The organism is Gloeobacter kilaueensis JS1, from assembly GCF_000484535.1.
Taxonomy (GTDB): domain Bacteria; phylum Cyanobacteriota; class Cyanobacteriia; order Gloeobacterales; family Gloeobacteraceae; genus Gloeobacter; species Gloeobacter kilaueensis.
Genome location: NC_022600.1, coordinates 3513979 through 3540424, shown reverse-complemented (window position 1 = coordinate 3540424; position 26446 = coordinate 3513979). Strand labels below are relative to the sequence as shown.

The following is a 26446-nucleotide window of genomic DNA, read 5'->3' as shown; positions in this document are numbered from 1 at the left end:
GCCTAAGGTAACTTAAGCGAATTATGAGGAGTAAACCGATGCAAGTACTCCAATCTGAACACGCCTTACTTACTTTAAGTTTGACTCTGGATGAAGGAGCCATCTTACAGGCAGCTTTAAACGAAGTTTGTTTTGGACTGGAGCTTCTCGACAAGTATTGTTTTCAAGATTTCTCAACGCAGATCGGTTTAGAACGTGTGCGAGCACAAGCCTTATTAGAGCTAGTACATGCACAACTTAGACCTTATATTGATAAAGATACTTTTGATTTTACAAGTCAACTTCTATTGCGATTTTCAAAACAAGAAATACAAGCTATGGTTAATTCTCTAACGATCTGCTTAAACATTATTGACTCAAATGATTTACATATCCGCCTTGGCTACAGTCAGGAGGAAATGAATACAGTGCATTGTCAATTGATAGAGGTTCTTGCATATGACGAACCTTTCTTTGCTCCAAGTAAGGCATATGAGCTGAAAACATCATCACCTCAAAATTTTAAGGAACTTAAAACCTACTTAATGACCTACGATGTTGCCAGAATTAGCAAAAGTAGAGATAGAGCTTCAAGAGAGGCTTATTCAGAGTTCTATGCTGTGATCGATTCGCTGGCTACAAAACACTGGTATTATATGCCTAACGCATGTTTGATGCAAAGTAAATTTAGTGTTGAAGAAATATCATTTAAGTTAGAAACGTACCTTGAAGCTACAGATCAGCTTTTTATTGTTGCAGTAACAGATGAGTGGCATCAAATCAATATAAGTGACATAGATATAAATGATTACTTTACAGCATAGTGCTTCTTCAACCCTATCGGAGATGACCCTGAAGACGCTGGAACTTTTGCCGGGCTGGCAGTTGCCGATAGTTGCCGGTAGCTGAATTGTGGATGGTCGAATACAGCGACGAGTAGCAGTCCCTAGATGCGGGCCACGATCACTGTGCAGTCGCTGTTTTCGGGGATGTTGCCGCGCACGGCCTGTTGGTAGGCGAGCCGAGCGGGCAGTACGGACGAGTGTCTGTTGCACGACCCGTTCAACAACTCGGTCATCGCAGCGATTGACGGCGATAGCAAAACGGTGAAGACGGGCTACGGCTATAGTCCCTTTGGCGACAAGATAGTTGCCAATAGCAGCAACAGCAGTAGCAACAATCTGCGCTATGCAGGCCGGGAGCAAGACTCCAATAGCTGGTACTACTACATGCGGGGCCGGTACTACATTCCTGGTCATCACCGCTACACGATGGAAGACCCGCTCGGTTTTGCAGGCGGTGACACCAACCTCTACCGCTACGTCGGCAACAACCCGCATACCGATAGCGATCCCTCTGGATTGGAGGGCGACGATAGGGGAGATGGAAGTGGTGGTACACCTTACGACCTAGCACCGGTCATTGTCATTGGACCGCGTTCCATTCTCGATCCCAATGCTCCTGTCTCTTTCCTGGTTGGTACTGGCGTAACCATCGGCGCACCTGGAATTGGCGGCGGTGGTGGTGGTAACGGGAGTGGCAGCGGGCGGCCCTTTCCTCCGACTTCGCCTCCGGATATGACACCCAAGCAGCCGAACCCGAGCGACCCGAATGGGCCGATGATGCCTACACGAGGTGTACCCCTCTTGCTGGCGCAGTTTTCTCGGCAGAGAAGTTATGGTCCTGATGTCTATTTGTCTACAAATGAACCATTAAAACCTGGAGACCGGTTTAATCAAACATTTCCAACCCAAGGAGATTCTGTAACTATCCGGGGAGTAGTTAGTGGTCAATCCTCTGACACTACCCTTGTCCCATGGGTGACAAGTTAAGGTAATCATGTTTTTGTCAAGCCTGCCGCTTTGCTAGTTTAGGCGGCATGACAACCAACAAGAAGACTCGTCACCCTGACCACGTGCGCTCCCGCCGCATGAGCGCTCCCACCAGTGAGCAGATTGAAGAGCACCTCACCCTGCTTCTCAAGCCTGCGGTCTACAGCCAACTTGCCAGCTATCGCCAACTGGGCCTACGCGAGCGCATTCTCTCCTTGCCACTGATGGTCGCAGCCACGCTCACCCTCATCTGGCGGCAGGTACCCTCAGTCCATGAACTGGCCCGGATGCTCGCAAGAGACAATCTCCTCTGGTGTACGGCGGTCGATGTCTCTCAGCAAGCTTTGTCCCAGCGTCTGCTGGCATTTGCTGCAGGATTGTTCGCTTCTGTCCTGCAAGCATTGCTTCCCACTCTCCAGCAACGTCAGCAACAGCGCACCCGTCCCCTACCCGTCGCCCTCCAAATCGCAAAAAAACACTTTGAGGCGCTCTGGATAGCAGACGGCTCGACGCTCGAAGCGGTGTTCCGCAAACTCGACAGCCTCCAGGAGCAACCCGCAGGAGTGCTTGGGGGGAAGATTTGCACGCTGCTGGACATGTGTACTCATCTGCCGGTGGATGTATGGTTTGAGGAGCAGCCACTGGCCCATGACACCACTTTCTGGCCAGCCTTACATTCCCGCGTCCGTCCGGGCATATTGCTGGTTTTGGACCGGGGGTTTTATGACTTTGGCGAGTTCGCCCGTGTTCTTGCAGGTGGTGGCCAGTTTCTGAGTCGGATGAAGAAAAACACGACTTATGTGGTGGTCGAAAGCCTTTCTAAAAGTGCCTACCACCGGGAGCGCACCATTTTGCTCACCTCCAGCAAGGGAGAGTTGCCTGTGCTGCGATTGGTAGAAGTGAAGCAGGGCAATACCTGGTACAGCTATCTGACCTCGGTGCTCGACCCAACCGTGTTGCCGCCTTTTGTCGTAGCAGATTTGTATAGTAGACGCTGGAATATTGAGACAGCTTTTGGCATCGTTAAGCGCTTGTTGGGGTTGTCGTACCTGTGGACCGGTTCAATCAATGGCGTGCAATTACAAGTCTGGGCGAGTTGGCTGTTTTACAGTGTGCTGGTGGACTTGAGCGATGCGGTGGCAGAGGCGTTGTCTGTCGAGTACGAGCGGATTTCGCAGGAGATGGTGTATCGGGGGCTGTATCACTTTTGCAATGCCGCCAATCGTGGGATAGCCAGTGATGTAGTCGAGTATTTGTCAGCGCCGAAGAACAAAGATTTGGGTGTGCTCAAGACGATCCGAAAACCAGAAGTCCGCCTCAATGTTGCTCCTCACCCTACTTGACAAACCGTCCGTGACCTTAACTTGTCACGGATGCCCTTGTCCTTGATGATTTTCTTGTTAGTGGTCCAAACCCGTTTACCAAATCACAAGTAGGTGTGGGGCAATTGCGAGGGGTTTACAGGCTTTTCTTCGAGCAACTGAAGCAACGGGGCTATCAAACTTTACGAGTGAACTTCACTAGAGTTGGAGGTGCAGCAATAAGAAGTACATCACGCAGAGGAGTAAACCCTCTTCAGCTGACAAAAACATACAACCTCAGGTAAAGGGTGATTCATGGAAAGTAGGTTTAGCCTCGACGACTACTCTGAAAAAGCTTTGTATATTATCATCGCTAGCAGTGGGGTTGCACAAAGTTTTCTCTCAAATACAGTCGAGCTTGAGCATCTGCTTTTCAGCCTTGCATCTGTTCCTGAAACTGTGAGCTTCAGTATCTTAAAAAGATTTGAGCTAGGTTTGAAAGCTTTAAGGGATAGCATAGAAAGATTGAGCTTCACTAAAAAAGCAGCAGCTAACACTACTGAGCCATCCCCCACATATATTTTTGCCTTAAATTCCGCTTTAGAAGAAGCTCACAAGGACGGATTTGCAATGGTCTCTGACAGGCATTTATTCTTGGGCTTTATTCGCGCAGTCGAAGTTTATGGAGGGGTATCAGAAGTAATACTTTCGGAGTTTAATATTACGCCTTCTGCTTTGCGCGAACAGCTTTGCAAAGAACAGTTATAAGTAGAGTGACCTAATAAAACCGAATATAATTGAGGTGACGCTCTGTGACATGCAACCGTGAAAGTGAACCGCTTAAACTGAGAGTCTTCTGGCCGATGGAGATGACCCAAATACTGGACCGGCGGGAACGGGAAAATCCGGCTGTCTCCTACACTAGCAAAGGATCAGGGCTCGTGGCACAGGCAAACTCTATCGGCGTCATCCCACCCAGCAAACTGTGCGGTCGATACTGATTGTAATCCACCCGCCACTCCTCCAGCTTCTGACGACTATCTGCCACACTCAAGAACCAGTGCTGATTCAAACACTCCTGCCTGAGCCGACTATTGAACGACTCGCAGTGGGCATTGTCCGTCGGCTTACCAGGCCGGGAAAAGTCTAACTCTACTCCATTGGTATAAGCCCATAAATCTAGCTCCTTCGACACAAACTCTGGACCGTTGTCTACGCAAATACGTCTCGGTTTGCCGTAGCGCTCCACTGCTTGCGGCACCGTCTGTACCAGTTGAACTGCCTTGTGTTGGAAATCCAGCCAGGGTATCTGAAACATAGGCGGTGGGTTTTACTGGTGAGGGGGGTTGGCTCAGGAGCGGGAATGGGAGAGAACAACGAAGAGCTGAAGGCTCTGCATGACCCTTACGCCGCTTTGCGCTCGCGCGACTACCGGCTGTACGCCTGCGGCAGCATGGCGGCGGTACTGGGCCAGCAGGTGCAGGCGGTGGCGGTGGGCTGGGAGCTGTACGAGCGCACCCACTCGACTTTGCTCTTAGGTTGGGTCGGGCTGGTGCAGGCACTGCCACCCATCTTGCTCTCGCTGCCCGCCGGTCAGGTGGCGGACCGCTACGACCGCCAGCGGGTGATCATGGTGGCGCAGACGGTGGTTGCCCTCGCCGCTCTTGGGCTCTCGCTGCTTTCTGCCCTGCACGGTGCGGTCATGCTCATCTATGGCTGTCTGCTTATCAGTGCCCTGGCCCGCGCCTTCAGCGGCCCCGCCAACTCGGCACTGCTGCCGCAACTGGTGCCGCCGGCTGCTCTGGCGAACGCCGTTACCTGGCGCAGCAGCTGGTTTCAGGTTGGCTCGGTGATTGGCCCGGCTCTCGGTGGCCTCGTGATCGCCTGGCAAAAGAGCGCCGCCTTCGCCTACGTGCTCACTGTCGCCTGCGCCTTCAGTTTTTTGCTGTTCACCGCTGCCCTCAGGCCCCAGTACAGACCGCCCGCCCGCGCCAAAGAGGCGATTAGCTTTCGCTCGCTGGTGGGTGGGTTGAGCTTTATCTGGAGCAACCAGATCATCCTCGCCACGATCACCCTCGATCTGTTTGCGGTGCTTTTGGGCGGTGCCACCACCCTCCTGCCGGTCTATGCCAAAGATATTCTCCACGTCGGTCCGGTGGGGCTGGGCTGGCTGCGGGCCGCTCCCTCGGTGGGGGCCCTCGCGATGGCGATCGTCCTTGCCTACCTGCCGCCGATGCGCCGGGCCGGGCTGACGCTGCTGTTGGCGGTGAGCGGCTTTGGTGTGGCGACGATCGTCTTTGGTTTGTCGCACAATTTTTATCTGTCGCTCGCGATGCTGGCGCTGACCGGTGTGTTCGACAACATCAGCGTCGTCGTGCGCAGCACCCTGTTGCAGCTCCTCACCCCCGACGCGATGCGGGGCCGGGTACTGGCGGTGAACTTCGTCTTTGTAAGTGCCTCCAACGAAATTGGCGGCTTCGAGTCGGGCCTGGTGGCCGAATGGTTCGGACCCATTCTCTCGGTGGTGGGCGGCGGCATCGGCACCCTCGTCGTCGTGCTCGCCGTGGCCTGGCTCTGGCCGCAGGTGCGCCGCCTCGGTTCGCTCAGCGAACTGGCTGGATGATCCGGCCAATCGGATAGATGCCCAGCCGCTCGTCCCAGTAGGGCGTGCGCCGATAAAAAAAGTCCAGCCGTGCTTCGGGACTGGCGGCGAAGGCCGGGTCACTGCTGAGCTTCTGCTCAAATTCGGCTTTGAGCTGTGGATCGGCTTCGATCATCTCGCGGGCTTTTTTTTCCATCACGTAGGGTTCGGCGTACTCCTTCTGCTCAAAGAGGGCGTCGAGGTAGCCCCACTGCAAAAGCGAGTCCGGTCCCTCCGGCTCCAGCAGGTGAATGGCGACGTTGGCAGCGGGCTGGTCGAGGGGAACGAGTAACGACCCGGTCGGATAGGTTATCTGGCGCTCGATGGGCGCGAGTTTGAAGTCCTTGAGCCGGATGTGGTTCTCGAAGGGCTGCGCCTCCCAGACCGGGTCGCTCAGGCGATAGGTCTGCACGGTGAACTGGCGGGGAGCAGTGAGCACCTCGTAGCGCAGGTGGTGGAGTTTGATCCGCTCGATCACCTCGCTCAGATGCACTGGCACGATATAGGCGAGAGGCGGTGCGACGGTCTTTTTGGGGAGCAGTTCGCTGTAGTACGGCACATCGAAGGTGCGCGGTTTGCTCGAATCGTAGCGGATCCAGGTGGTGCCCGAGAGGGCGCTCAATTCGAGGTGCGACTCGAACCCTTTGAAGGCAAAGCGCTCGTGTTTATCGCTCAACTCAAAAGTGAGGGGAAAGCGGGCCGCCGGATCGTACTTTTGGCCGCGAGCGGTCGTCTGACTGTCGGCTTGATTTACCAGGGCGCGCAGTTCGCCGGGATGGCGGTTCAGGTAAGCAAAAATTTCGACTAATAGATCGTAGGTGGCGAGGACGCGGGTGCGGTAGTCCTTGAGCATGTGGGTTTCCACCAGAAGCGACGGGCGATTGAGAATCGCTCCGTAGCCTGTGGAGTAGCGCGGTTCGCTCGCCTGCTGATCGAAACCTTTTGTCGGGTCTTTGCTGTCGCGCAGGACGATGTAGGGAGCGATCTTGTGGCCGTGGCGCTCGGTGGCCGGAAAGATTGCACCTAAAAACGCTGCTTTTTGCCAGGCAACGAGTGCCTGGGGCAGGTTGGCGGCAAATTCCAGGCCGTAGGTGAGGTCGTACTGAAAATCCGCGCCGTCGGTGTCGTGGGTATCGACGATGAGATCCGGCTGCCAGCGGTGGAACAGATCCAGCCAGGTGCGCATCTCGGGACTGTCGGCTTTGAGAAAGTCGCGGTTGAGGTTGTAGTTCTGGGCTGTCGTGCGCCAGCCCGCCTGCTCGGGACCGTTCTGGTTGATCCGGTTATAGGGCCCAAAGCGCTCGTGGCCATCGACGTTGAAGATCGGGATAAATATCAAGATCGCCTTGTCCAAAAGCGCCTGCTGGGTCGCGGTGATCGCCATGTCGCGCACCAGCGCCCAACCGGCGTCCTTGCCTGGGATCTCGCCGGGGTGAATGCCGGCAATGACCAGCACGATCTCTTTACCTGTGGCGCGGGCTGCCTCGGGACTGAAGGCTCTATCCTTCGAGACGACGATGACCGGCAGAGCGCGTCCCTCCGGACTTTTGCCCACCGGCTGAAAGTCGATGTAAGGCGAGGCCGCTGCCAGTCTGCGGGCAAAGGCAACGTCCTCGTCGTAGCGGCTGGTCCGGCGATAGTCGCTCGCCTCGGCCTGCGTCTGCCACTGGGCGGGTACCGGGGTAGCCCCGGCAGCGAAGCTGAGAATAACAAGGCTGAGCAAACCACTGCCCAGCAGAAACATTGTCGAAATCGTGCGCTGCATCCGCCGATACTATGCCTTTGTCGGGGTCTTTGAAAGAGGCCGGAGCCAATTTTATGGAGATGCTCAAACTCACCGCCGTCGTCGCCACCGACCGCAACCGCCTGATTGGCCGGGACAACGACCTGCCCTGGGATTGCCCTGAAGAATTGCAGGCATTCAAACAGCTCACCATCGGCCAGACGCTGCTGATGGGCCGCCAAACTTTCGAGAGCATCGTCAAAAGGCGCAAAGCCCCTTTAGTAGAACGCAGGCATCTTGTATTGACACATCGACCGGGTCCGCCCTGGCCCGACGTGCAGTATCTGCCAAGCCTGGAGGAGGCACTGGTCTGTGCCCGGCAAAAAACCCTCTTCGTTATCGGTGGAGCGAGCGTCTATGCCCAGTGCGCCAGACTGCTCGACACTCTCTACTTGAGCTTGATCCCAGGAGAGCACACGGGCGACACCTACCTGCCCGATCTCGGCTATTGCTGGAACATCGTTGCGGAGGAAGGCTTCAAGACCTTTGTGCGCTACAAGTTCCAGCGCGACGAGCAGGCCCACTTCGACTGGTCACAGCTGGGCGCACAAAAAACCTAGCGCTCGGGGCGCTGCTCCTCGTCGGGGGACTGGTTATAAAGAGCTTCGAGCCGACTGCGAAAATCAGCGTCGCGGGGCGTTACCCGGACCACCAGCAGCGGATCTTTGATCAACCGGCCCTGACGATCGAGCAATTCCGGGTGCGGCTTGATGCGATTCGTCTTACGCGACTGCCTCTGACGCCAACCCACAGCCATGGTATAAAACGCCAGAGCGCTCAGCAGCAGGAAGCAGATCAGATAGAGCAGGTGGAAAAGCATTGACAGCCTCAAACCGTAAAGCAATGCGATTATTAGATTTATCCCAGGCTCTGTCGCTGCTTGTCAGATATCAACCGGTATCGAATCGCACAACGCCAGATCCTGATTTCAATCTTAGCCCTCTTTGTTGATCCCCGACATCTTTCTTGAGGTTTAGGGTCAATCGGTAATTCGATTGCTCGCCCAGCTTTGGGAGTGTGCTCGCTAGGATGTAGAAATCACAGGGAGTACAAGCTATGTCTGACCCGGCCATCGATTTGCGCAGCGATACGGTTACCCGGCCCACAGCGGCGATGCGTCAGACGATGTTCGAGGCCGAAGTCGGAGACGATGTATACGGAGAAGATCCCACCGTCAACCGCCTGCAGGAGCGCGTCGCTCGCCTGCTCGGCAAAGAAAAGGGGCTATTTTTTCCTACCGGCACGATGTGCAATCAGGTGGCAATTGCCACCCATACCCGTCCCGGCCAGGAGGTGATCTGCGATCGAGACTGTCATGTTTTCAACTACGAGCGGGGCGGCGCGAGTCACTTAAGCGGCGTCCAACTCCATACCCTCAGTGGTCAGCACGGTATCTTAAGCGCTGAGCAGGTGCGCTCTGCAATTCGGCCCGTCGATCTGCACGAGCCGATGACCGCCCTCATCCTGCTTGAAAATACCCACAATCGGGGTGGCGGCGTGGTCTATCCGCAGCCGCTCATCTTAGACATTGCCGAGGTTGCCCACCAGTACCGGTTGCCGATGCACCTCGATGGAGCGCGACTCCTAAATGCCAGCGTCGCCAGCGGCCTCAGCCCGGCAGAACTGGCCGCTCCTTTCGACTCGGTTTACTTCTGCCTTTCTAAGGGGCTGGGCTGCCCGGCGGGGTCGGTCCTGGCGGGGGGAGCCGATTTTATCGCCCAGGCGACGCGGCTGCGCAAAGCTTTTGGGGGCGGTATGCGCCAGGTGGGCCTGCTCGCCGCCGCCGGGCTTTACGCCCTCGATCACCACATCGAACGGCTGGCGGAGGATCATCGGCGCGCACGGCAGCTGGCGGAGCAACTTGCTCAGCTGCCGGCCTTTTCGGTCGATCTGGAGGTGGTACACACCAACATCGTCATGGTCGATGTCCAGGCCGATTACACAGCGGCGGCGGTAGCGGCGGATCTGGCCGCCCACGGCGTTCGAGTCAGCGTCTTTGGTCCCCAGCGGCTGCGGTTGGTCACCCACCTCGACATCAACGATGGGGCAATCGAGCAGGCACTCGCGGTCTTCAAGCGTCTCTATGGCTAGAATCCTGCCCCTTCGAGGATCTTGATAAAGCGTTCCTCGACGCGCACCTTGAGCGTTCTGTCCTCGTCTCCGGCAGCAAAGATCGTTACTGGAAAGCCGTCGTCCGCACACTCGGTGCGCCCCTCAGCCGGTGCGTCGGTGCGGATACGAACTTGTACACCCTGGCGGGGTAGAAAATCCGGTTCGCAGGTCAGCAGAGCGGCGAGGGTGTCCCAGAAATAGTAATTCTGCTGCTCGACACCGCCCAGCAGCCTGGCTGCGATCGCACAGGCACCGGAGCGCTCAGCCAGGCGCTGCAAAAAAGGCGGCGTCATCGGCACGTGATTGGTGACATCGAGGGTGACCAGCTCCAAAGGCAGCCCAGCAGCCAGACAGAAAGCAGCGGCGGGCGGGTCACAATAAAGATTCCACTCGGCGCTGCCGTCGTGACCCGGTTGGTCGTGGACGTTGCCTCCCGCCGCCAGACTACCGGCCATCAACACCACCCGCTCCAACTTGCGGGCAATCTGCGGTGCAGCGTCCAGGGCGGCGGCGAGGTTGGTGCAGGGACCAGTGACCAGCAGTGTCACCGGTTCGGGGCTCTCTAGAATCGTCTCCACCAGCAGTTGGGTGCCCGTTGCGGTTGGAGAATGCACCGGTGAACCGGCGAAGTCGCGGCGATAATTGAGGCTCTCCGCCTGCCAGGCTGCCGGAAACGGATGGGGCAGCGAATGGATCTGGTAAGCCACCACCACCTCGGGGAGGCCCAGTTGGAGCAGTACCTCCTGCAGCACCTGGGCGGAGACCTCCGGCAGACAGTCGCCGCTATTGACGATGGCAGCCTTGAGGTCCACCGCCGGGTGGGCCGCCAGGAGCAGCGTCGCCACCAGATCGTCGGCGTGGCCATCCTGGTCGTGGATGACTGGCTTTGCCAAGGTGCATCTTCCTCCCGCTAGCTCCCACAGCCTAGCTGGTGTGCGAAACAGCGTCAGGCTCTGGCCCGTCCGGAAGCTGATCCACTATGATTTGCAAAGGCAGATCGTTTCGCAGTGTATCTATGAGCAACTCGCCCAGCCCGCCCCCAGAAAACAAATTCTGGACATTCCTTAAAAGCCAGCGCGAAAATGTGCAGTCTATCGCCGTGGCGCTGATCCTCACCTTCACCATCCAGACTTTCGCCGCCCAGGCGTTCTACATTCCTTCAGGCTCGATGGAGCCGACGCTGCTCATCAACGATCGGCTGATGGTCGAAAAGATCAGCTACGACTTTTCTTCGCCCCAGCGCGGCCAGATCATCGTCTTCACACCGCCCAAAAATGGCATCAACACCAACGACCAGCCCTTTATCAAGCGGGTGATCGGCCTGCCGGGCGATACGGTCGCCGTCCACGAGGGCAAAGTGTATATCAACAGTAAACCCCTCGACGAAAAATACATCGCCGAGCCACCGGCCTACGAGATGCAGCCGGTCAAGGTGCCCGACAACATGTACTTCGTCATGGGCGACAACCGCAACAACAGCTTCGACTCGCACATCTGGGGCTTCCTGCCGCGCAAGAACGTGATTGGCCGGGCCGTCTTCCGCTTCTGGCCGCTCGATCGGCTGGGGCCGCTCAACTAAAAAATTTAACGGTCGATTGCCCGCTCGCCGCCCCAGCGCTCGACGATCTGATCGTCGTACTCGTCGGCAGTAAAGGCAACCGCCCCGACCGCTGCCTTCAGTTCCGGCTGATCGCAGGTGGAGCCGACGATCGCGTACTCGAAGAAGATGTCGTTTTCCTCGTCGATGCCGAAGGCACCGAAGCGCATGTCGTCGTTCTCGCGCAACAAAAAGAACATCAGATCCGGGGTGATCTCGGTGTTGGTGACGACGTAGGAGCGGACGTTGACTACAGCGTCGTCGCGCCAGGGATAGACGTTGACGACGACGAAGGCGGAGCCGAAGGTGATGCGAACCAGGGGCTTGTCCTCGTGAACGCTCACCGACGCTTTGTCGAAGACGGCGTATACCCAGGGCAAGATCCGCTCGAAGACTTGCTTCTGCTGCTCGGTCTCAAATTCCATCATCTTCTGTATCTCCTTCTTGGCCGCAGGTTCATCTTAGAACTTTGCCCCGAACGAGGCTCAATCGTTGCCCGAACCGTAGCGCCAGGCTTCCAGCAGACAGCCAAGGCGATAGCACAGTGGGGCGGGCAGCCGATCGAGCAGTTGCCGGTCCAGGTGGGCTGTCAACTGAAAAAGGCCGCTGTAGGCGAGCAGAGCTGTGTAGTGGCCGGTCCATTCCAGCACCGGCCCCGCCCCCAGCTGCTGTAGCAGACGCACCACCAGCGCCGGATCAGCGATCGCAACCCGCACCAGGGTTGCCGTCAGCGCTCCGGCTTGCACGATATCCTGCAGGAACGGTTTGAGCACCGGCTCGCCCAACTGCTGCATCTGGGCAAAAACCGTGGTGAGCAGTCGATTGATCTGATCGGGGTCGGCCCGGCGCTCCACTGCGATGCTCATCGCCTTTTGAAACAGCCAGCTTGCCGCCAGATTCGGCTGATAAGGCTGCAGGCGCTGCAGGTCGGGGCCGCCCAGACAATCTGCCCGCAGTGCCCCGTCGATGCCAGTTTCAAGTCGCCCGAGGTGGCGCAGCATCGCACCAAAGCCGCCGAAGCTCAGAGGTGACTGGTTACCCGCACTGTCCCCCACCGCCAGCACCCGGTCCCAGCGCGAAAGATCCAGTGGCCGCCGGTAGGAGGGAAAGACCCCAAACAGCAGCCGCTCAAAGCGCAGATCCTCCAGATTGGCACCCTGGTATACCGGCAGCAGGTGCAGGTATTCGTCTAGAAGCACTTCAAGGTCAAAGCGGCGGGGGTCAGCATCGACGTAGGTAAATAAATACGTCGTGCGGCCATCGCGGGCCGGAAACGCTTCCCAGAAGTACTGGCACTGGTTCTGGCTGGGCGTAAACGAAACAATCAAGTCCGTCCTGTCTGAACTGGCAGCATAGCCACGGGCACAACTGCCGACCACCAGACAGACACCGTCCGGCTTCACGCCGCCTCGGGCCTGCCGGACGATGGGTGAGAAGTGCCCCATCGCATCGACGAGTAATCGCGCCGTGAGTGTCCTGCCGCCCGCCCGGACGCTCACGCCATCGGGATGCACAACGGCACTCTCGAAGGCCGCCTGTTCGATGAGTGTTCCCCCGGCTTCTAAAAAGCGCTCCTTGAGGGTGGCCAGCAAAAACACCGGATCGACGCCGACATCGAGCACACCCTGCACGGTGATGGGTTCACCACCCATAAACTGGATGCGGGCCGGGCCGCAGTGCGTGGCAATCGCCTGCTCCAGTTGGTGGCGGCTCAACAGTTGCCGCTCCACGAGTACATCGAGGTCCGGACGGGAGACGTTCCACTCCTGATCGCGCCCCCGCAGGTGCCCGCGCTCCACCAGGGCAACCCGCCAGCCCCGCCGGGCGAGCGGTACTGCGATCATTGCCCCGAGTGTGCCGCCTGCGATTGCGACATCCCACTGCGGCGAAAAAAGCAGTTCGCTACTTCTTGAAAGCACCTGGGCAACCGGCAACGGACCCGGTGCCTTGATCTGCTCCCAGATCTGCTGGGCGCGCCGCAAATTTTCCCGGTCGGCGGGCGATAGGGGCGTCCGGCTGGCTGGCATCGCCTCCCTTGAGCGCAACTGCTTCGATCCTAGCGGCAGCAAGCCCTACAATCGAAACAAAACTTTATTTTGTCTACGTTGTGGATCTCCTCGACATTCTGCGGGCAGACTATGAGCGCTTTCCAGCGGAGCAGACCTACGGCATCTACGCCCCAGGGGTCTACTTCAAAGATCCGCTCACCGAATTTCGGGGTCTGGAGCGCTACCGCCGGATGATTGGCTTTATGGGCAGGTGGTTCAAGGATCTGCGGCTGGAGCTGCACGGGATCGAGCGCACAGATAGCCGGATCGTGACGCGCTGGACACTGAGCTGGCGCGCTCCTTTGCCCTGGCAGCCGCGCATCCGCATCGACGGCTGGAGCGAACTCATCGTCGATGAGACAGAGCGCATCGTCTCGCACATCGATTACTGGCGGCATCCGCCCCTCGATGTGCTGCGCCAGCACTTCGCCTGGGGCAGCAGTAGATAAAATCGGCCTTAAGGGCAGGGGTGAGGGGTAGAACCCTGCCGCTAAGATTGTTGGTACCTTGTCTGACACATAGCAATTCTGCATGAAGATAACGCTTGCCATCGGCGACCGCGTGCGCTGCATCGACCCCAATCCCACTCCTCCCGGCAGGCCCGCCCGCAGTTTTGGTCGCTCGCTGGTGGGCAAAACCGGTACAGTCGTCGGTTTCGGAGCCTTCGGCGGCATCACCGTGCATATGGACGGCTGGGAGCACACCGTCGTCGTCTCCCGGCGCGAAATCGGCAAACTTGCCTAGCGCCGGTCCCGCGTAAAATCCTGCACCAGTTCCCGGTACTTGCGCGCCAGCCTTTCCACCGACTCGCGGTTCTGGCCGTTGCTGTAGATATGGACGATGGGCTCGCCCGCATCCGGCAAGATTAGCACCCAGTCTTCGTTAGAAAAGTGTACCTTGACGCCGTCCACCAGTTCGAGGCTGTCCTCGGGGTGCGATTCGACCAGCTGGCGCATCAGCGCTCCTTTGGCGCTCCAGGGGCAGTGGATGACGTGGTGGCGGTGGTGGATGCGCGGCAGATCCTGGCGGGTCTGGGAGAGGGATCGGCCCTGCTTGGTGAGCATCTCGATCAGGTGGGCAATGGCAAACATCGCATCGAAGCCCGGATGCAGTTGGGGGAAGATAAAGCCCATCTCGGCTGAACCGGCGAGGGCGACGCTCGTGATCGAGGCGGCTGCCTCCATCAGGGCTGTCGGGCTCGACTTGGTGCGCACTACTCGTGCGTCGTGGCGGTGGGCGATCTGCTCGACGACACTCGACACTTCGGTAGGCACGACGATCACCGAGCGGGGGCTGTCGGTAAGCACCAATTCGACGAGCAGCGCCGTCAGTTGCTCCTCGCGGATCGCCGCTCCCGCCTCGTCCACCAGGGTGAAGCGCTCGCCGTTGGCAAAGATCTGAACGCCGAAGGTGGCCTGCAGAGCCTCGACGACGTTGCCCAACTGGGTAATCAGGCTCTCGCGCTGCTTGCCGGTGGGGGGAGTGTTGGTGGTAAGGGCGGCGTTGAGCACCACCGCCTCACAGCTCAGTTTGCCCAAAAGCATCGGCAGCACCGCGCCGGAGACGCCGTAGGCGTAGTCGATCACCACCCGCGCCTGGCTGTTGCGCAGGGCCTGAGCGCTCAGGTGATCGAGAAAGCCCGCGCCATAAAATTCGAGCGTGCGGGCCGGGTAGGTGATTTCACCAATTTCATCGACGCGGGCGCGGCGAAAGTCTTCTTTGAAAAAAGAAGATTCGATCTTCTTTTCGCGGCTTTTGTTGATGTTGATGCCTTGCGAATCGATAAATTCGATGAGGGCCCGGTCGTTGTGCTCGGGGTGGACGCGCACATGGATGCCGCCATCGACTTCGAGCATCGGCGCGACGTAGCGGGCGATCGGAATCGCCGTCGCCTCCAGGTTCTGGACGTTGACGCCGACGCTCATCAGGCCCGAGATGAGCGAGCGCGAGAGCATTCTTGAGATCGCTCGCTGGTCGCGGGAGACCTGCACCTGGGCACCGGGTTTGAGGGTGGCTCCGTAAGCCGCTCCCAGCTTGACGGCAAATTCGGGGGTGATCTCGATGTTGGCGAGGCCGCTGACGCCGCGCTGCGAGAACAGGTTGCGCAGCGCCGTCGTGCCCCAGATGAGATTCATCGTCACATTCGCCCCGACCTCGACCTTCTTAGAAGGCCAGATGCGCACCTCAGGGGCGATCACTGCCTCTTCTCCGACGGTTGTGAGCGCGCCGACGACGGCCCCTTCTAATAGCTGGGCGCGCCGTCCGACCCTCGCACCACGGGCGATCGTGCAGCCGCGCAGGTGCGCTTCCTCGCCGATAAGCGCCCCATTCCAGATCACCGGGCGCTTGAGGTCCGCCTCCGCCCCGACCGTGACGTTGTCGCCGATGATCGTTCCGGCAGAAAGCCGTGCCCGTGGTCCGATGCGGCAGTTGTTGCCAATCAGTAGCGGCGCTTCGAGGCGGACACTCGGATCGATAATCGAGTTCTCGCCTATCCAGATGCCCTCCTCGATCTGCCTGTAGCCGGTCTCAAGGGCGATCTTTCCGGCGAGCGCCTCGTACTGCGCCTCGCGGTAGGTATCGAGGCTGCCGACATCGCACCAGTAGCCTTCGGCGACGTAGCCAAACATCGGTTCGCCCTTGGCGAGCAATTTTGGAAAGAGGTCCTTAGAAAAATCGACCTCGGTGTCGGCGGGTAGATACTGCAGTACCTCCGGCTCCAGGATGTAGGTGCCGGTGTTGACCGTATCGGAGAAGACTTCGCTGGTCGCCGGTTTTTCGAGAAACCGGACGATCCGGCCCTGGGCGTCTGTGATCACGACGCCAAATTCCATCGGGTCCGGCACGCGGGTGAGCACCAGCGTCGCCTTCGAGCCCGATTTTTTATGAAAGGCAACGGCAGCGCTCAGGTCGATGTCGGTGAGCGAGTCGCCCGAGATGACGATGAAGGTATCCTGCAGGAGCGCTTGGATATTTTTGACGCAACCGGCGGTGCCCAGGGGCTTTTCTTCCTCGATGGCGTAGGTCATGTGCAGTCCAAAGTCGCTGCCGTCGCGGAAGTACTCGCGCATCACATCCGGCAGGTAGTACAGGGTCGCAATCACCTCATCGACCCCGTGCCGCTTCAAAAGATTGAGAATGTGCTCGGAGATGGGCCGGTTGAGAATCGGAACCATCGGCTTGGGCAGATCGCAGGTGAGGGGCCGAAGCCGCGTTCCCGAGCCGCCCGCCATCAGTACCGCGCGCATAAGATTCCTCCTGGTCTGCTGTCGTGTCCATGAGCGCCGCCAACGTCCAGTTTATTAGTTTCTCAGGCCGTGGTGATTGGCAAGGACTGGTGGCTTCGGGCGGCAGATTGATATTCTGAGGGACAGACCCTCGGCTTTGCTCCTTCATGCCCGTCACCAAGCACGTCCGCTATATTCAGCGCTTTATCTGGTTGTACTTCTGGCTGCTCATCTTCGAGGGAGTGCTCCGCAAGTGGCTTTTGCCCGGTCTATCGGTGCCCCTGCTCATCGTCCGCGACCCGGTGCTGCTGCTTGCATATTTTTATGCTTTTCGCTGTCAGCTCCTGCCGGACAACCGCTTCACGCGCTCGACGTTGGCCCTGGCGCTGCTGTCGTTTCCGGCGGGGCTGGTGGCAACCGTCTACACCGACTTCAGCAATATCAGCGTCGTGCTTTTTGGGCTGCGCACCAACTTTTTGCACCTGCCCCTGATCTTTTTGATCCCCAAGGTCTTCGATCGCACCGACGTGCTGCGCTTTGGCCGGGTAGTGCTCCTTTTAGCTTTGCCGATGGCGCTACTCATGGCAGCCCAGTTCGCCGTCGGGCCGGAGGCGTTTCTCAATCGCGGGGCCGGCGAAGATGCAAGCCAGATCATCTCGGTCTTTGGCCGCATCCGGCCAGCCGGGACTTTTTCGTTCGTCAACGGCACGTCGCTCTTTTTTGCTTTGAGCACCGCTTTTTTGCTCTACGGCTTTTTGCAGCCCGGCGTCTACTCGCGCCCCCTGCTCACAGCTGCGGGTTTTGCGCTGCCCATCGCCCTCGCTGTCTCCGGCAGCCGCAGCACAATCCTCGGGGTGGCTCTGGTCTTTGCAGCGATGTTCGTCGGCCTGCTGTTGCAGCCACGACTGGCGCGGGGGGCGGTGCGGGTGGCATTATTTATCGGGTTTGCCGGGCTGAGCCTCAGTTTTTTGCCGACTTTTAATGAAGCGCTCAACGTCACCACGACCCGCCTGGAGCTTGCCAGTACCGCCGAGGGGGGGCTTGCCCAGCGCTTTATCGGCAGCTACCAGGACACGTTCAATGGTCTTTTGAGCGTGCCGCTTCTAGGTTACGGCCTCGGGATGGGCACCAACGCTGGGGCAGCCCTGCTCGGGCTGAAGGGCCGCTTTTTGCTTGCCGAGGCCGAGTGGCCCCGCGTCGTGCGCGAGAGTGGTCCGATCCTCGGTTTCGGTTATATCCTGCTGCGGTTAGCGATTGCTGTCTGGATGGGTAAGCTTGCCCTGCGCTGCGTCTCCACCGGCAACCTGCTGCCGCTGCTATTGTTTGCCGCCTGCGGCCTCAACATCATCAGTGGCCAGTTCGGCCAGCCCACCAGTCTCGGGTTCGCCGTTTTTGGCGGCGGCCTCTGTCTGGCGGCGATGCGGGTGCCAGTAGTGCTTGAAAGCTATGAAAGTTCTGCTGGTCGCCAACTATCGACCCGATGAGCAGCAGAGTATGCTGCGCTTCGCTGCACTGCTTGCCTCGGGCCTCAAGCAAGCCGGTGTGCAGGTGCGCGTCGTTGCCCCCGAGCCCCGCCTGCTGCCGCTTTTTAAGGCAACCCCAGCTCCGGTGCGCAAGTGGGTCGCCTACCTCGACAAGTTCGTGCTCTTTACCGGGACGCTTTGGACCCAGCGCCCCTGGGCAGACATCGTGCATATCTGCGATCACTCCAACGCGATCTACGCCCACTTTTTGCCCGGCGCGAGCGTTACCTGCCACGATCTGCTGGCGGTGCGCGGTGCCCTGGGCGAGGACACCGACTGTCCGGCCACGCTTACAGGCAAGCTTTTGCAGCGGTTGATTCTCTCGGGGCTGCGGCGCTCGCGCCTGGTGATCTGCGATTCGACCCACACCCAGGGCGATCTCCAGCGCCTGGCAGGTAGACAGCTCGACGCTCCTGTTGTCCTTTTGGGGCTCAACCGCCCCTACCGTCCGCTTCCGCCAGACGAAATTCAAGCCCGGCTTGCGGCCCTCCCTGATCTCTGGACGCGGCCCTACCTGCTGCACGTCGGCTCCGCTTTGGCGCGCAAAAACCGCGAAGGTGTCCTGCGCATCTTTGCCCTCGCCCACCGGCACTGGGACGGGCAGGTGGTGCTGGCAGGAGAACCGGCGGGCCCGGCCCTCCGGGAACTGGCCCAGCAACTGGGGATCGCCCATCGGCTCATCGAGGTGCCATCTCCCGACGACGAACGACTCGAAGCGCTCTACAGCGGCGCGCACGCTCTACTGTTTCCGTCGCGCTTCGAGGGTTTCGGCTGGCCGCCCCTGGAGGCGCAGCAGTGCCACTGCCCGGTGATCTGCTCGGATACTACCTCGCTGCCGGAGGTAGTGGCCAACTCGGCGCTGGTTTTTAGCCTCGACGACGAGCAGGGCATGGCCAGTGCAATCCTCCGCCTCACCGATCCGCACGAGCGCTCGATCTGGATTGCCAGGGGCCGGCAAAATATCGAGCGCTTCCGGCCTGAGCGGATGATCGATGAATATCTGGGTCACTACCGCCGATTGCTCGCTACGCCTGGACCAGACCGAGCTTGAGGGCCGCGACGATCGCCTGGGTGCGGCTTGTCACCTGCAATTTTTCAAAGATTGCCGTCAGGTGCGCCTTGACTGTGGCGATCGTGATGTAGAGGTTTTTGGCGATCTCCTCGTTAGAAGCGCCCCGCACCAGCCAGTAGAGCACCTCCTGCTCGCGCTCGGTGAGGTGAATCTGGCTGCGCGCCTGCAGCGAACGACCGGAATAGTAGTGAAACAGTCGGAAAAACTGAGTGGCGACCTCCGGCGGCAAATAAATTTCATCGCGCATCACCGTCGCGATCGCCTCGCCCAACTGGCTTGCCAGGTGGGTCTTAAAGACATAGCCGCAGGCACCGGCCTGCATGGCGCGAAAGACCCAGTCGTCCTCCTGGTGGGCCGAGAGTACCAGTACCTTGCCGTGGTAGCTGCCCTCGCGCAACTGTTCGAGGAGCGCCACCCCGTCGCCGCGCGCCAGTTCGAGATCTAAGAGCACCAGAGCGGGCCGCTGCTCACCGACCAGGACCATCGCCTGCTCGACGGAGGCCGCTTCGCCGACAATCTCAAAGGTCGTGGGACCAGCGGAGCTGTAAAAATTTAACAGCGTGCGCAGACCCTGACGAAAGCGTTGCTCGTCATCGACCAGCAAAATGGACAGCGCCGCAGTCACCATTGAGCCTGGCCTCCCCGCCTGCCCCAATTCAGTTGACACCCCGAGGCAGACTTAAAGAAAATTGTGCCCCACCGGCGTGCAGGTTTTGGGCCCACAGACTGCCCTGGTGATCGAGAACAATCTTCTTGGCAATCGCCAGCCCCAGTCCAGTGCCGCCGGGGCGGCGCGAATAAAAGGGTGTGAAGATCTGTTGAAGATCTTGATGGGACAGCCCTGGCCCCTGGTCGCTGATCTCGATGAGCACCTCGTTTTGAAACGAGCGCCAGCGGCAATTGATTGTCCCGCCCACCGGACTGAAATGAACAGCGTTGTTGAGCAGGTTGTCGATGACCTGCTTGAGCTGGAGCCGATCGCACACCAGCATCAGCGAAGTCTCAGGCAGGCGGACCTGCAGTCCCTTTTTGGCAATCCAGGGCTGGAGCGCTTCGATGCTCTCATCGAAGATCGATCGCAGATCCTGAAAGCTCATGCGCAGGCGCACCCCCTGCCCGCAGTAGATGAGTTCAGTCAAATTGGTATTCAGTTCCTGGACTGTCTCACGGATAATCTGCGCCTGTTCGAGGGCTGTGCCGTCCGCAAGACCCAGGCAGAGATTTTCAGCGTAGAGGCTGACCAGAGCCAGGGGATTGCGCAGCTGGTGACCGACGCGCTGCACGACCTGCTCGAGCAGTTGAATCTCAGAATGCTGGCGCACGCACTTTTGATACAGTTCGAGGTGACGGGCCAAAAGCAAAGTCGCCTGCTCGATCGCCTGCTTTTGTGAAGTGTTCAGTACCTGGGGAGAGAAAATAAGCAGGTACTCAGGATTGGGATCTCTGTAAGCAAGAGGACAGATATAGGCCGCGCCGTGAAAATGCTTGAAATTGATTTCTGATAATGTAGCTACGGGTAGCTTGTCTGTCAACCAGTTTTCGGCTGTGGCCTCCGGGAAACTTTCTTCCGGCAGACCAGGTTGATCTGGCCCGTAGTGGGTCAGGTGCCGGCAGCAACCTGCGTGGGGGTCGTAGTAGGCGATGCGGACGCACAGAATCGGACAGAGCGCGCTCAATTGCTCGGCATGCAGCCGGCAGGCACTTTCGAGCGGTGAGGGGGGCGCAGTGGAGCTTACGGATACGGGTGAGAAAGAGACCTTCATAGGAGGCGAGCAGCTACCAGATGCAGAACCGGAGCACACATAGCCGAGAACGTGGGAAGGCGCAGGCGATCGTGCTCTTCTCCTTAAGGTTCTAGGGGAGAAAGCAGGAAAGTATGCAACCCGAGATACCCATGCCCATTTGGTGTTTGCCATGAGTATAGCGGGTCTAGAAAAAGTTGCTGTCGGCTCCGTCACGAATATTCAGCAAAAATCTCCGACCAAAGTCTAATAACCAGAAAGCCTCGCCGCTCCCTAATCTGAGTCTGGATACGAACGTCTTTCTCCCGAATGATCACCGCCCTCGTTCAGACCCTGGCCGAAATTTTAGCCGGGGGCACCTCCCTCACCAGTACTGAACAGATCGACTTTGCGCCGCCTGGCGAGCGGCAGACAAAGTCTGGTCAGCAGGGTCTCAATGTTTACTTTTACGATCTGCGCGAAAATGCCCAGGTGCCCCAGGCCAGCCGCCAGGTCGAGCGCCGCTACATCGATGAGCGGCCCCTGGCAGCGGTGGGCTGGACGCCCACCTGGTTCGATGCCTCCTTTTTGATCACCGCCTGGGACCGCACGGTACTGGGCGAGCACCATCTGCTCTCCGAGGCTTTGAGCTTGCTGCTCAGGCATCGCTCGCTGCGCGAGGATCTGCTCGCCCCGGCCCTGCGCGGCTTTGGCAACCTGACGATGAGCGTCTGCCAGGTGCGTCCGATGGACATTTCCACTTTGTGGTTGGCCCTGGGAGCCCCCTTGCGTCCGGCCTTGATGGTGACGATCACCGCTCCCATCAATCCCAACGCCGCCGCTCCGATTCCCCTGGTCTGGGAGCGGATCACCCGCCTGCGCTCATCGACCGCCGATGGCCATGCCGACTCAGCCGCCTCTCGGCGCGTTTCTGTTGCAGGTGTGGTCAAAAGCGCCCTCACCACCGAACCGCTAGTCGCTGCCAAGGTGGCCATCGCCGGTACCAAAAAGGCAGTGACAAGCAACCAGGAGGGATTGTTCTACTTCGACAATCTCGCCCTCGGTCACTACGTTTTGGAGTTGGACTGTCCCGGCTATCTCACCCAGAGGTGCAATGTGCTGGTGGACTCCCAGAATTACACCTTCAAGGAGATTCTGCTGACTCCAAATTAGCTCCGGCGATGGCGGGGAAGACTCCCGGCAGCGCCGTCCCACCTACCCTACAGGAAGCCCATCATGCCAAGACTGGATTATTTCGCCCCTGGCGTATACATCGAAGAAATTGACCGTGGTAGTCGCCCGATCGAGGGTGTGGCTACCGCCATCGCCGGTTTCGTCGGCTTCAGCGAGGATGTGCGCGGCGGTGCCGAACCGTTCAAGCCGATGCTCATCACCAACTGGACCCAGTACCTCAACTACTTTGCCCGGCCCGGCTCCGATGGCTTTACCGATTTCAACGCCTACCTGCCCTTTGCGGTCTACGGCTGGTTTATGAACGGCGGTGGCCGTTGCTGGGTGACCAGCATCGGCACGCAGCTGCCTGGTCCCAAGCCGGGTACCCCCCAGCCCACCAGTGAAACCGGGCTGCAGATCCAAAGCCGTGGCAACCGCCCCTCGCTGCGCCTCGTCCTCAAGCCCGAGGCAGCCCAGCAGGGCTCTGTGACCGTCCAGATTTCAGATGGTACCCCCCGCGCTCTGCCCGACGGCCAGGGCGGCGAACAGCCGGTCAATACCGGCGAATACTTTACGGTCACCGTCCGCCGGGGCGATCAAATCCTTGAGCGCTTCGAGCACCTGACGATGGAGCGCGAAGCCCAGCCGCAGGTAGCGACCTACGTGGCCACCGCCGTGCAGACTTCGCAGTTTATTCAGATCGAAGATCTGGCTCAGACCGGTCGCCCACTCGCTCGGCGTCCCGGCAATGGCCAGTATGAGCTGTCGCCGCCGCTGGTCGCTTCATCGATCGACCGCTTTGCCCGCGATGTCGAGGGTCTAAGAGACGAGCGCACCGGCGTGCGCGGCATCTTTGAAATCGACGAGATCACGATGGTGGCCTGCCCCGACCTCTGGCGCGCCTACGAGGCGAACCTGCTGGATCTTGAGCAGGTCCACGCGATCATGGAGATGATGATCAGCATGTGCGAGGGCTCCGCCACCGGCGATGTGCCCAACCCGCCCAACCGCATGGTCGTCCTCGATGCGCCGCCGGACCGCGTCAAGCCCCAGGAAGTGGTGCAGTGGCTCGCCGCCTTCAACCGCCGCTCGATGTTTGCTGCCCTCTACTATCCGTGGATCAAGGTGGCCAACCCGCGCAACGGCGGTCGCCCGCTGCTGGTGCCGCCCTCCGGCCACGTCATGGGCGTCTGGGGCCGCACCGACGAGACGCGGGGCGTCTACAAGGCTCCCGCCAACGAAGTGCCGCGCGGCGTCATCGGCCTTGCCTACGACACCAACTTCCGCGAGCAAGAACTGCTCAACCCCCTGGGCATCAACTGCATCCGCTCCTTCCCCAATCGCGGCATCCGCATCTGGGGCGCGCGCACGCTGGTTGAACCCGACAAGACCGAGTGGCGCTACATCAGCGTTCGCCGCCTCATCAGCTACATCGAAAAGTCGATCGAACTGGGCACCCAGTGGGCGGTCTTCGAGCCCAACGATCAGGACCTCTGGATGCGGGTGCGCCGGACCATTTCTAACTTCCTTGAGCGCATCTGGCGCGAGGGAGCGCTGTTTGGTGCCACCCCCGAGCAAGCCTTCTACGTCAAGTGCGACGAAGAGCTGAACACGCCCGAGACGATGGTTCTGGGCCGGTTGTACGTCGAAGTCGGCGTCTGCCCGGTCAGGCCGGCAGAATTCGTCGTCTTCCGCATCAGCCAGTGGAACGGCGCTGCCGACGAGGAAGTGGCCTAGACACGGCTTGACTTTCGCCGTCAGCCATCCCTAGGGGTGGCTGACGGCTCCCGACCTGTTCACTCATCACGTCATCCATTACCAAAGGAGCGAGCGAGATCATGGCTACTGGAGAGTTTCTTACAAATTGCAAGTTTTACTTTGAAGCGGACGGCATCACCGACAAGGTGATCAGCGAAATTCGCGGTCTGGTGTGCTCCTCGCCCGTGGGCGGAGCCGAGAACGTCCAGGGCTCCAGCAAGAACGGTGCCAAGACCCGTCAGGTCACCCCGACGGTCGAGCGCTTTACCCACGTGATCGTCAAACTCGTCGCCACCAACGACGTCGATCTCTACCAGTGGTACGAGAAGTGCAACAAAAACGATGCCGGTGGTTCTTCCTGGCGCACCAACCGTAAAGCGTCTTCGATCACTGCCTATGGTCAGGATGGCTCGATGCAGGCGCGCTGGGAGATTGTCAACTCTTATCCCTGCAAGTACGGCGGTCCCGACTTTGGTGCCGGCCAGTCCTCGATGGCGACCGAGACCCTCGAACTGGTCCACGAAGGCATCAAGCGCGTTCTCTAAGCGACCCACACCCATCAACAAGGAGGAGCAAGCCAGATGATCGACCACGATAGAGAGTTTCTCGTCTCCTGCCGATTCTACTGGTCAGCGACCGGCATCGAGCAGCGCCCCGTCCTCGAAGTCAAAGACTTCAGCTACAGCAACACGATCGCCTCCAAAAACACCGTTCTGGGTGCCGGTAAGCCCGGCGGTATGCTCTTCGGCACGCCGATCATGTCCACCAACGCCAACAAGCCCTACACGATCACCGTTGTGATGTGCAAGGACAATGCCATCCAGCGCTGGATGAGCGAGTGCGCCAAGCAGTGGACCAGCACCGGCAATACCTGGTCTAAGAACCGCAAGACATCGACGCTCTGCATCTACGACCAGTCGGGCAACGTCGTCTCGCAGTTCGAGTACGTCGATTGCGTGCCCTCCGACTATAAAATTGGATCAGCCAAGGCCAGCAGCGGCGACGTCATGACCGAGACCTTCACGATCCACTGGCGGGAGATGACCTGTGTTGGCCGCGAAGCCGGCACTGTCTAAATTCGAGGTGATCCGCCATGTTGCCCATCAGCGCTGAAGCCCTCGTTGCCTGTCGGTTTTACGTCGAACTGTCGCTCGACGGAGCTGGGCCCATGGACGCTCTTTTTTTGGAGTGCCGGGGTATCCGGGCCAAACAGCCGATCGTCGAGGTCGTCGAAGTCACCCCCCAGCGCTGGGCGAACGCCAAGCGCGGCATGGTGGTGAGCACCAAGGTACCGGGAAATACGCAGCGCACCACCTTGATTCTCAGACACGGTATGACCAGTTCCCTTGCGATGTGGAACTGGTTCAACGGCGTCGAAGAAGGCGGTTGGGCAGCAAAGCGTCGCTCGGGCTCGCTAACGGTGTATACTCAGGCGGGTGATGTGGGGGCGCGCTACGACTTCCACGGAGCCTGGCCCACCAGCTTTGGACCAGCTTCCGGGAAGTTCTCTTATATTGAGGCGAACCGCCCCGGACTGGACGCTTCGAGCGGCGAGTACGCCCTCGAAGAGGTGGAGTTGGCCGTTGAAGAGTTCAAGCGAGTAATGTAGCCGTGGGTGCCATTCAGACTGAGTATGAGTTCGCCCTGCCCAAGGGATATCTCGATCCTGACGGCAATTTGCACCGCAAGGGCGTCATGCGCCTTTCGACGGCGATGGACGAGATCGCGCCCCTGCGCGATCCACGGGTAAAGTCCAATCCCGCCTACGCTACGATCATCATCCTCTCCCGCGTTATCGTACAGTTGGGAGCCCTGCCCGAGATTACCCCGGCGGTCGTCGAAGGTTTTTTTGCTGGTGATCTCAATTACCTGCAAAACTTCTACCGGCAGATCAACGGGCTCATCCCGGAGGCGACCAAGTCCTCCGCGACCTGACGATCCCGTGGGTGGCGCGGTTGCTTCTCCACAGCGGGCGGGCCGATCGGTTCGCCCTTTTGCTGTTGTTCGTTGTGCGCGTATGAGTGAAGATTTCCGAAGTGAATTTCCCTTTACCCTGCCACGGGGGTTGCTCGACGATCAGGGGCAGCTGCACAAAAAAGGGATGATGCGCCTGGCGACCGCCAGGGACGAGATGGCTGTGCAAAATGACAGCCGCGTGCAAGAAAATCCCGCCTACGGCGTGCTCGTGATGCTGGCGCGGGTGATCACCCGCCTCGGAACGCTCGCTCCCCTTACCCCGGAGTTGCTCGAAAGTCTATTTACCCGAGACATCGGCTACCTGCGCGAGTTATACAATCGCCTCAATCAGCAGGGCAACGCCCACATCCCGGCCCAGTGCCCCTACTGCAGCAACCAGTTCGCCGTGGAGCTGGCCTTATCGGGGGAATCTTAGGCTACCCCTCCGAGCGGCTGTACGAGGAGGTAGCCTACATTGCCTTTCACTTTCACTGGCCGCCGGATGCGATCTTGGGCCTTGAGCACAGGGAGCGCCAGCGCTGGGTGGAGGAGATAGGCAAGATCAATCAGCAGATCGAGGCGCGCAAGTGGAGCAGTACGCTGATAGCAAAGAACAAGGATCCCAACCATATTTTCCTGGATATGGGGCCAATGAACCCGGAAGATCTCAAGAAAAACCGCAAATCTTCGTAAGGCCAGGTGTCGCGATGCTGACTGCCCGCA

The 26446-nt window shown here is 59.2% G+C and carries 28 protein-coding genes and 1 pseudogene; 20 read left to right on the top strand and 9 right to left on the bottom strand.

Annotation, left to right across the window (positions count from 1 at the left end; translation table 11 throughout):
* Nucleotides 1–38 precede the first annotated feature (38 nt).
* The 4 genes from GKIL_RS24920 (at nucleotide 39) to GKIL_RS23785 (ending at nucleotide 3880) form a co-directional block, all read left to right on the top strand.
* Nucleotides 39–803 carry a hypothetical protein gene (locus GKIL_RS24920; protein WP_023174900.1) on the top strand — a complete coding sequence of 255 codons (765 nt, stop codon included), beginning with the start codon at nucleotides 39–41 and terminating at the stop codon, nucleotides 801–803.
* Between the two features lie 225 nt (nucleotides 804–1028).
* The gene (locus GKIL_RS23790; protein WP_071824827.1) at nucleotides 1029–1811 is read left to right on the top strand and encodes an RHS repeat-associated core domain-containing protein; all 783 of its coding nucleotides are present in this window, start codon (nucleotides 1029–1031) and stop codon (nucleotides 1809–1811) included.
* Nucleotides 1812–1858: 47 nt separating this feature from the next.
* A complete protein-coding gene (locus tag GKIL_RS16410; RefSeq protein WP_023173207.1) occupies nucleotides 1859–3154 on the top strand; it encodes an IS4 family transposase in 1296 nt (431 codons plus the stop codon).
* A 273-nt stretch (nucleotides 3155–3427) separates the two neighbouring features.
* Nucleotides 3428–3880: a Clp protease N-terminal domain-containing protein gene (locus GKIL_RS23785; RefSeq protein ID WP_023174898.1), complete on the top strand. Its 453-nt coding sequence runs from the start codon at nucleotides 3428–3430 to the stop codon at nucleotides 3878–3880.
* A 148-nt stretch (nucleotides 3881–4028) separates the two neighbouring features.
* Here GKIL_RS23785 and GKIL_RS16405 read toward each other — a convergent pair.
* A pseudogene (locus GKIL_RS16405) lies at nucleotides 4029–4361 on the bottom strand (integrase core domain-containing protein); the annotation flags it as partial.
* 114 nt (nucleotides 4362–4475) lie between these two features.
* Between GKIL_RS16405 and GKIL_RS16400 the strand changes: the two are divergent.
* Complete coding sequence (locus GKIL_RS16400) at nucleotides 4476–5735, top strand: MFS transporter (protein ID WP_023174896.1); 1260 nt, start codon at nucleotides 4476–4478, stop codon at nucleotides 5733–5735.
* Here GKIL_RS16400 and GKIL_RS16395 read toward each other — a convergent pair.
* Nucleotides 5716–7518: a M14 family metallopeptidase gene (locus GKIL_RS16395; RefSeq protein WP_023174895.1), complete on the bottom strand. Its 1803-nt coding sequence runs from the start codon at nucleotides 7516–7518 to the stop codon at nucleotides 5716–5718. The genes GKIL_RS16400 and GKIL_RS16395 overlap by 20 nt on opposite strands.
* 53 nt (nucleotides 7519–7571) lie before the next feature.
* Here GKIL_RS16395 and GKIL_RS16390 point away from each other — a divergent pair, with 53 nt between their 5' ends.
* Nucleotides 7572–8096, top strand: a complete 525-nt coding sequence (locus GKIL_RS16390; protein ID WP_023174894.1) for a dihydrofolate reductase — start codon at nucleotides 7572–7574, stop codon at nucleotides 8094–8096.
* On the opposite strand, the gene GKIL_RS16385 is transcribed toward GKIL_RS16390, so the two are convergent.
* Nucleotides 8093–8293, bottom strand: a complete 201-nt coding sequence (locus GKIL_RS16385) for a DUF2973 domain-containing protein (protein ID WP_245595857.1) — start codon at nucleotides 8291–8293, stop codon at nucleotides 8093–8095. The genes GKIL_RS16390 and GKIL_RS16385 overlap by 4 nt on opposite strands.
* A 299-nt stretch (nucleotides 8294–8592) precedes the next feature.
* On the opposite strand from GKIL_RS16385, the gene GKIL_RS16380 reads away from it, so the two are divergent.
* A complete protein-coding gene (locus tag GKIL_RS16380) occupies nucleotides 8593–9627 on the top strand; it encodes a threonine aldolase family protein (RefSeq protein ID WP_023174892.1) in 1035 nt (344 codons plus the stop codon).
* Here the strand turns inward: GKIL_RS16380 and GKIL_RS16375 are convergent.
* Entirely contained in the window at nucleotides 9624–10541 is a 918-nt protein-coding gene (locus tag GKIL_RS16375; RefSeq protein WP_023174891.1) for a nucleoside hydrolase, read from the bottom strand. The genes GKIL_RS16380 and GKIL_RS16375 overlap by 4 nt on opposite strands.
* A gap of 122 nt (nucleotides 10542–10663) precedes the next feature.
* Here GKIL_RS16375 and lepB point away from each other — a divergent pair, with 122 nt between their 5' ends.
* Complete coding sequence (lepB, locus tag GKIL_RS16370) at nucleotides 10664–11227, top strand: signal peptidase I (RefSeq protein WP_023174890.1); 564 nt, start codon at nucleotides 10664–10666, stop codon at nucleotides 11225–11227.
* A 5-nt stretch (nucleotides 11228–11232) separates the two neighbouring features.
* Here the strand turns inward: lepB and GKIL_RS16365 are convergent, their stop codons facing one another.
* Nucleotides 11233–11670 (bottom strand): T3SS (YopN, CesT) and YbjN peptide-binding chaperone 1, encoded by a 438-nt coding sequence (locus GKIL_RS16365; RefSeq protein WP_041244907.1) that lies wholly within the window; start codon nucleotides 11668–11670, stop codon nucleotides 11233–11235.
* Between the two features lie 60 nt (nucleotides 11671–11730).
* The gene (locus tag GKIL_RS16360) at nucleotides 11731–13272 is read right to left on the bottom strand and encodes an FAD-dependent oxidoreductase (protein ID WP_023174888.1); all 1542 of its coding nucleotides are present in this window, start codon (nucleotides 13270–13272) and stop codon (nucleotides 11731–11733) included.
* An 80-nt stretch (nucleotides 13273–13352) separates the two neighbouring features.
* Here GKIL_RS16360 and GKIL_RS16355 point away from each other — a divergent pair, with 80 nt between their 5' ends.
* Nucleotides 13353–13742, top strand: a complete 390-nt coding sequence (locus GKIL_RS16355) for a C6orf136 family protein (RefSeq protein ID WP_023174887.1) — start codon at nucleotides 13353–13355, stop codon at nucleotides 13740–13742.
* A gap of 82 nt (nucleotides 13743–13824) precedes the next feature.
* Nucleotides 13825–14037, top strand: coding sequence for a hypothetical protein (locus tag GKIL_RS16350; RefSeq protein ID WP_023174885.1), 213 nt, complete (start codon nucleotides 13825–13827; stop codon nucleotides 14035–14037).
* Here GKIL_RS16350 and GKIL_RS16345 read toward each other — a convergent pair.
* On the bottom strand, nucleotides 14034–16541 hold the full coding sequence (locus tag GKIL_RS16345; RefSeq protein ID WP_023174884.1) for a mannose-1-phosphate guanyltransferase: 2508 nt from the start codon (nucleotides 16539–16541) through the stop codon (nucleotides 14034–14036). The genes GKIL_RS16350 and GKIL_RS16345 overlap by 4 nt on opposite strands.
* Before the next feature lie 146 nt (nucleotides 16542–16687).
* On the opposite strand from GKIL_RS16345, the gene GKIL_RS16340 reads away from it, so the two are divergent.
* Nucleotides 16688–18004 (top strand): hypothetical protein, encoded by a 1317-nt coding sequence (locus GKIL_RS16340; RefSeq protein ID WP_023174882.1) that lies wholly within the window; start codon nucleotides 16688–16690, stop codon nucleotides 18002–18004.
* Nucleotides 17967–19094 carry a glycosyltransferase family 4 protein gene (locus tag GKIL_RS16335; RefSeq protein ID WP_023174881.1) on the top strand — a complete coding sequence of 376 codons (1128 nt, stop codon included), beginning with the start codon at nucleotides 17967–17969 and terminating at the stop codon, nucleotides 19092–19094. Before GKIL_RS16340 ends, GKIL_RS16335 begins: the two co-directional genes overlap by 38 nt.
* Here the strand turns inward: GKIL_RS16335 and GKIL_RS16330 are convergent.
* Nucleotides 19069–19743: a response regulator gene (locus GKIL_RS16330; protein WP_023174880.1), complete on the bottom strand. Its 675-nt coding sequence runs from the start codon at nucleotides 19741–19743 to the stop codon at nucleotides 19069–19071. The genes GKIL_RS16335 and GKIL_RS16330 overlap by 26 nt on opposite strands.
* A 28-nt stretch (nucleotides 19744–19771) precedes the next feature.
* A complete protein-coding gene (locus tag GKIL_RS16325) occupies nucleotides 19772–20878 on the bottom strand; it encodes a sensor histidine kinase (RefSeq protein ID WP_023174879.1) in 1107 nt (368 codons plus the stop codon).
* A gap of 288 nt (nucleotides 20879–21166) precedes the next feature.
* On the opposite strand from GKIL_RS16325, the gene GKIL_RS16320 reads away from it, so the two are divergent.
* The 8 genes from GKIL_RS16320 to GKIL_RS25790 all read left to right on the top strand — a co-directional run bounded on the left by GKIL_RS16320 (nucleotide 21167) and on the right by GKIL_RS25790 (nucleotide 26416).
* Nucleotides 21167–22009 carry a Pvc16 family protein gene (locus GKIL_RS16320; RefSeq protein ID WP_023174878.1) on the top strand — a complete coding sequence of 281 codons (843 nt, stop codon included), beginning with the start codon at nucleotides 21167–21169 and terminating at the stop codon, nucleotides 22007–22009.
* 63 nt (nucleotides 22010–22072) lie between these two features.
* Nucleotides 22073–23746, top strand: coding sequence for a phage tail sheath family protein (locus GKIL_RS16315; protein WP_023174877.1), 1674 nt, complete (start codon nucleotides 22073–22075; stop codon nucleotides 23744–23746).
* 101 nt (nucleotides 23747–23847) lie between these two features.
* On the top strand, nucleotides 23848–24312 hold the full coding sequence (locus GKIL_RS16310; protein WP_023174876.1) for a phage tail protein: 465 nt from the start codon (nucleotides 23848–23850) through the stop codon (nucleotides 24310–24312).
* A gap of 36 nt (nucleotides 24313–24348) precedes the next feature.
* Nucleotides 24349–24843: a phage tail protein gene (locus GKIL_RS16305; RefSeq protein WP_023174875.1), complete on the top strand. Its 495-nt coding sequence runs from the start codon at nucleotides 24349–24351 to the stop codon at nucleotides 24841–24843.
* Between the two features lie 17 nt (nucleotides 24844–24860).
* Nucleotides 24861–25376 carry a phage tail protein gene (locus GKIL_RS16300; protein WP_023174873.1) on the top strand — a complete coding sequence of 172 codons (516 nt, stop codon included), beginning with the start codon at nucleotides 24861–24863 and terminating at the stop codon, nucleotides 25374–25376.
* Nucleotides 25377–25387: 11 nt separating this feature from the next.
* Nucleotides 25388–25702 carry a hypothetical protein gene (locus GKIL_RS16295; protein ID WP_041244904.1) on the top strand — a complete coding sequence of 105 codons (315 nt, stop codon included), beginning with the start codon at nucleotides 25388–25390 and terminating at the stop codon, nucleotides 25700–25702.
* 82 nt (nucleotides 25703–25784) lie between these two features.
* Nucleotides 25785–26159, top strand: a complete 375-nt coding sequence (locus GKIL_RS16290) for a hypothetical protein (RefSeq protein ID WP_023174871.1) — start codon at nucleotides 25785–25787, stop codon at nucleotides 26157–26159.
* On the top strand, nucleotides 26102–26416 hold the full coding sequence (locus GKIL_RS25790; RefSeq protein WP_023174870.1) for a DUF6760 family protein: 315 nt from the start codon (nucleotides 26102–26104) through the stop codon (nucleotides 26414–26416). Before GKIL_RS16290 ends, GKIL_RS25790 begins: the two co-directional genes overlap by 58 nt.
* Nucleotides 26417–26446: the final 30 nt, after the last annotated feature.

What these genes read in the sequence shown, in the direction of transcription:
- GKIL_RS24920 (WP_023174900.1), top strand. Translation starts at nt 39, where the DNA reads ATGCAAGTACTCCAATCTGAACACGCCTTACTTACTTTAAGTTTGACT.
- GKIL_RS16410 (WP_023173207.1), top strand. Translation starts at nt 1,859, where the DNA reads ATGACAACCAACAAGAAGACTCGTCACCCTGACCACGTGCGCTCCCGC.
- GKIL_RS23785 (WP_023174898.1), top strand. Translation starts at nt 3,428, where the DNA reads ATGGAAAGTAGGTTTAGCCTCGACGACTACTCTGAAAAAGCTTTGTAT.
- GKIL_RS16400 (WP_023174896.1), top strand. Translation starts at nt 4,476, where the DNA reads ATGGGAGAGAACAACGAAGAGCTGAAGGCTCTGCATGACCCTTACGCC.
- GKIL_RS16395 (WP_023174895.1), bottom strand. Translation starts at nt 7,518, where the DNA reads ATGCAGCGCACGATTTCGACAATGTTTCTGCTGGGCAGTGGTTTGCTC.
- GKIL_RS16390 (WP_023174894.1), top strand. Translation starts at nt 7,572, where the DNA reads ATGGAGATGCTCAAACTCACCGCCGTCGTCGCCACCGACCGCAACCGC.
- GKIL_RS16385 (WP_245595857.1), bottom strand. Translation starts at nt 8,293, where the DNA reads ATGGCTGTGGGTTGGCGTCAGAGGCAGTCGCGTAAGACGAATCGCATC.
- GKIL_RS16380 (WP_023174892.1), top strand. Translation starts at nt 8,593, where the DNA reads ATGTCTGACCCGGCCATCGATTTGCGCAGCGATACGGTTACCCGGCCC.
- lepB (WP_023174890.1), top strand. Translation starts at nt 10,664, where the DNA reads ATGAGCAACTCGCCCAGCCCGCCCCCAGAAAACAAATTCTGGACATTC.
- GKIL_RS16365 (WP_041244907.1), bottom strand. Translation starts at nt 11,670, where the DNA reads ATGGAATTTGAGACCGAGCAGCAGAAGCAAGTCTTCGAGCGGATCTTG.
- GKIL_RS16360 (WP_023174888.1), bottom strand. Translation starts at nt 13,272, where the DNA reads ATGCCAGCCAGCCGGACGCCCCTATCGCCCGCCGACCGGGAAAATTTG.
- GKIL_RS16350 (WP_023174885.1), top strand. Translation starts at nt 13,825, where the DNA reads ATGAAGATAACGCTTGCCATCGGCGACCGCGTGCGCTGCATCGACCCC.
- GKIL_RS16345 (WP_023174884.1), bottom strand. Translation starts at nt 16,541, where the DNA reads ATGCGCGCGGTACTGATGGCGGGCGGCTCGGGAACGCGGCTTCGGCCC.
- GKIL_RS16340 (WP_023174882.1), top strand. Translation starts at nt 16,688, where the DNA reads ATGCCCGTCACCAAGCACGTCCGCTATATTCAGCGCTTTATCTGGTTG.
- GKIL_RS16335 (WP_023174881.1), top strand. Translation starts at nt 17,967, where the DNA reads ATGAAAGTTCTGCTGGTCGCCAACTATCGACCCGATGAGCAGCAGAGT.
- GKIL_RS16330 (WP_023174880.1), bottom strand. Translation starts at nt 19,743, where the DNA reads ATGGTGACTGCGGCGCTGTCCATTTTGCTGGTCGATGACGAGCAACGC.
- GKIL_RS16325 (WP_023174879.1), bottom strand. Translation starts at nt 20,878, where the DNA reads ATGAAGGTCTCTTTCTCACCCGTATCCGTAAGCTCCACTGCGCCCCCC.
- GKIL_RS16320 (WP_023174878.1), top strand. Translation starts at nt 21,167, where the DNA reads ATGATCACCGCCCTCGTTCAGACCCTGGCCGAAATTTTAGCCGGGGGC.
- GKIL_RS16315 (WP_023174877.1), top strand. Translation starts at nt 22,073, where the DNA reads ATGCCAAGACTGGATTATTTCGCCCCTGGCGTATACATCGAAGAAATT.
- GKIL_RS16310 (WP_023174876.1), top strand. Translation starts at nt 23,848, where the DNA reads ATGGCTACTGGAGAGTTTCTTACAAATTGCAAGTTTTACTTTGAAGCG.
- GKIL_RS16305 (WP_023174875.1), top strand. Translation starts at nt 24,349, where the DNA reads ATGATCGACCACGATAGAGAGTTTCTCGTCTCCTGCCGATTCTACTGG.
- GKIL_RS16300 (WP_023174873.1), top strand. Translation starts at nt 24,861, where the DNA reads ATGTTGCCCATCAGCGCTGAAGCCCTCGTTGCCTGTCGGTTTTACGTC.
- GKIL_RS16290 (WP_023174871.1), top strand. Translation starts at nt 25,785, where the DNA reads ATGAGTGAAGATTTCCGAAGTGAATTTCCCTTTACCCTGCCACGGGGG.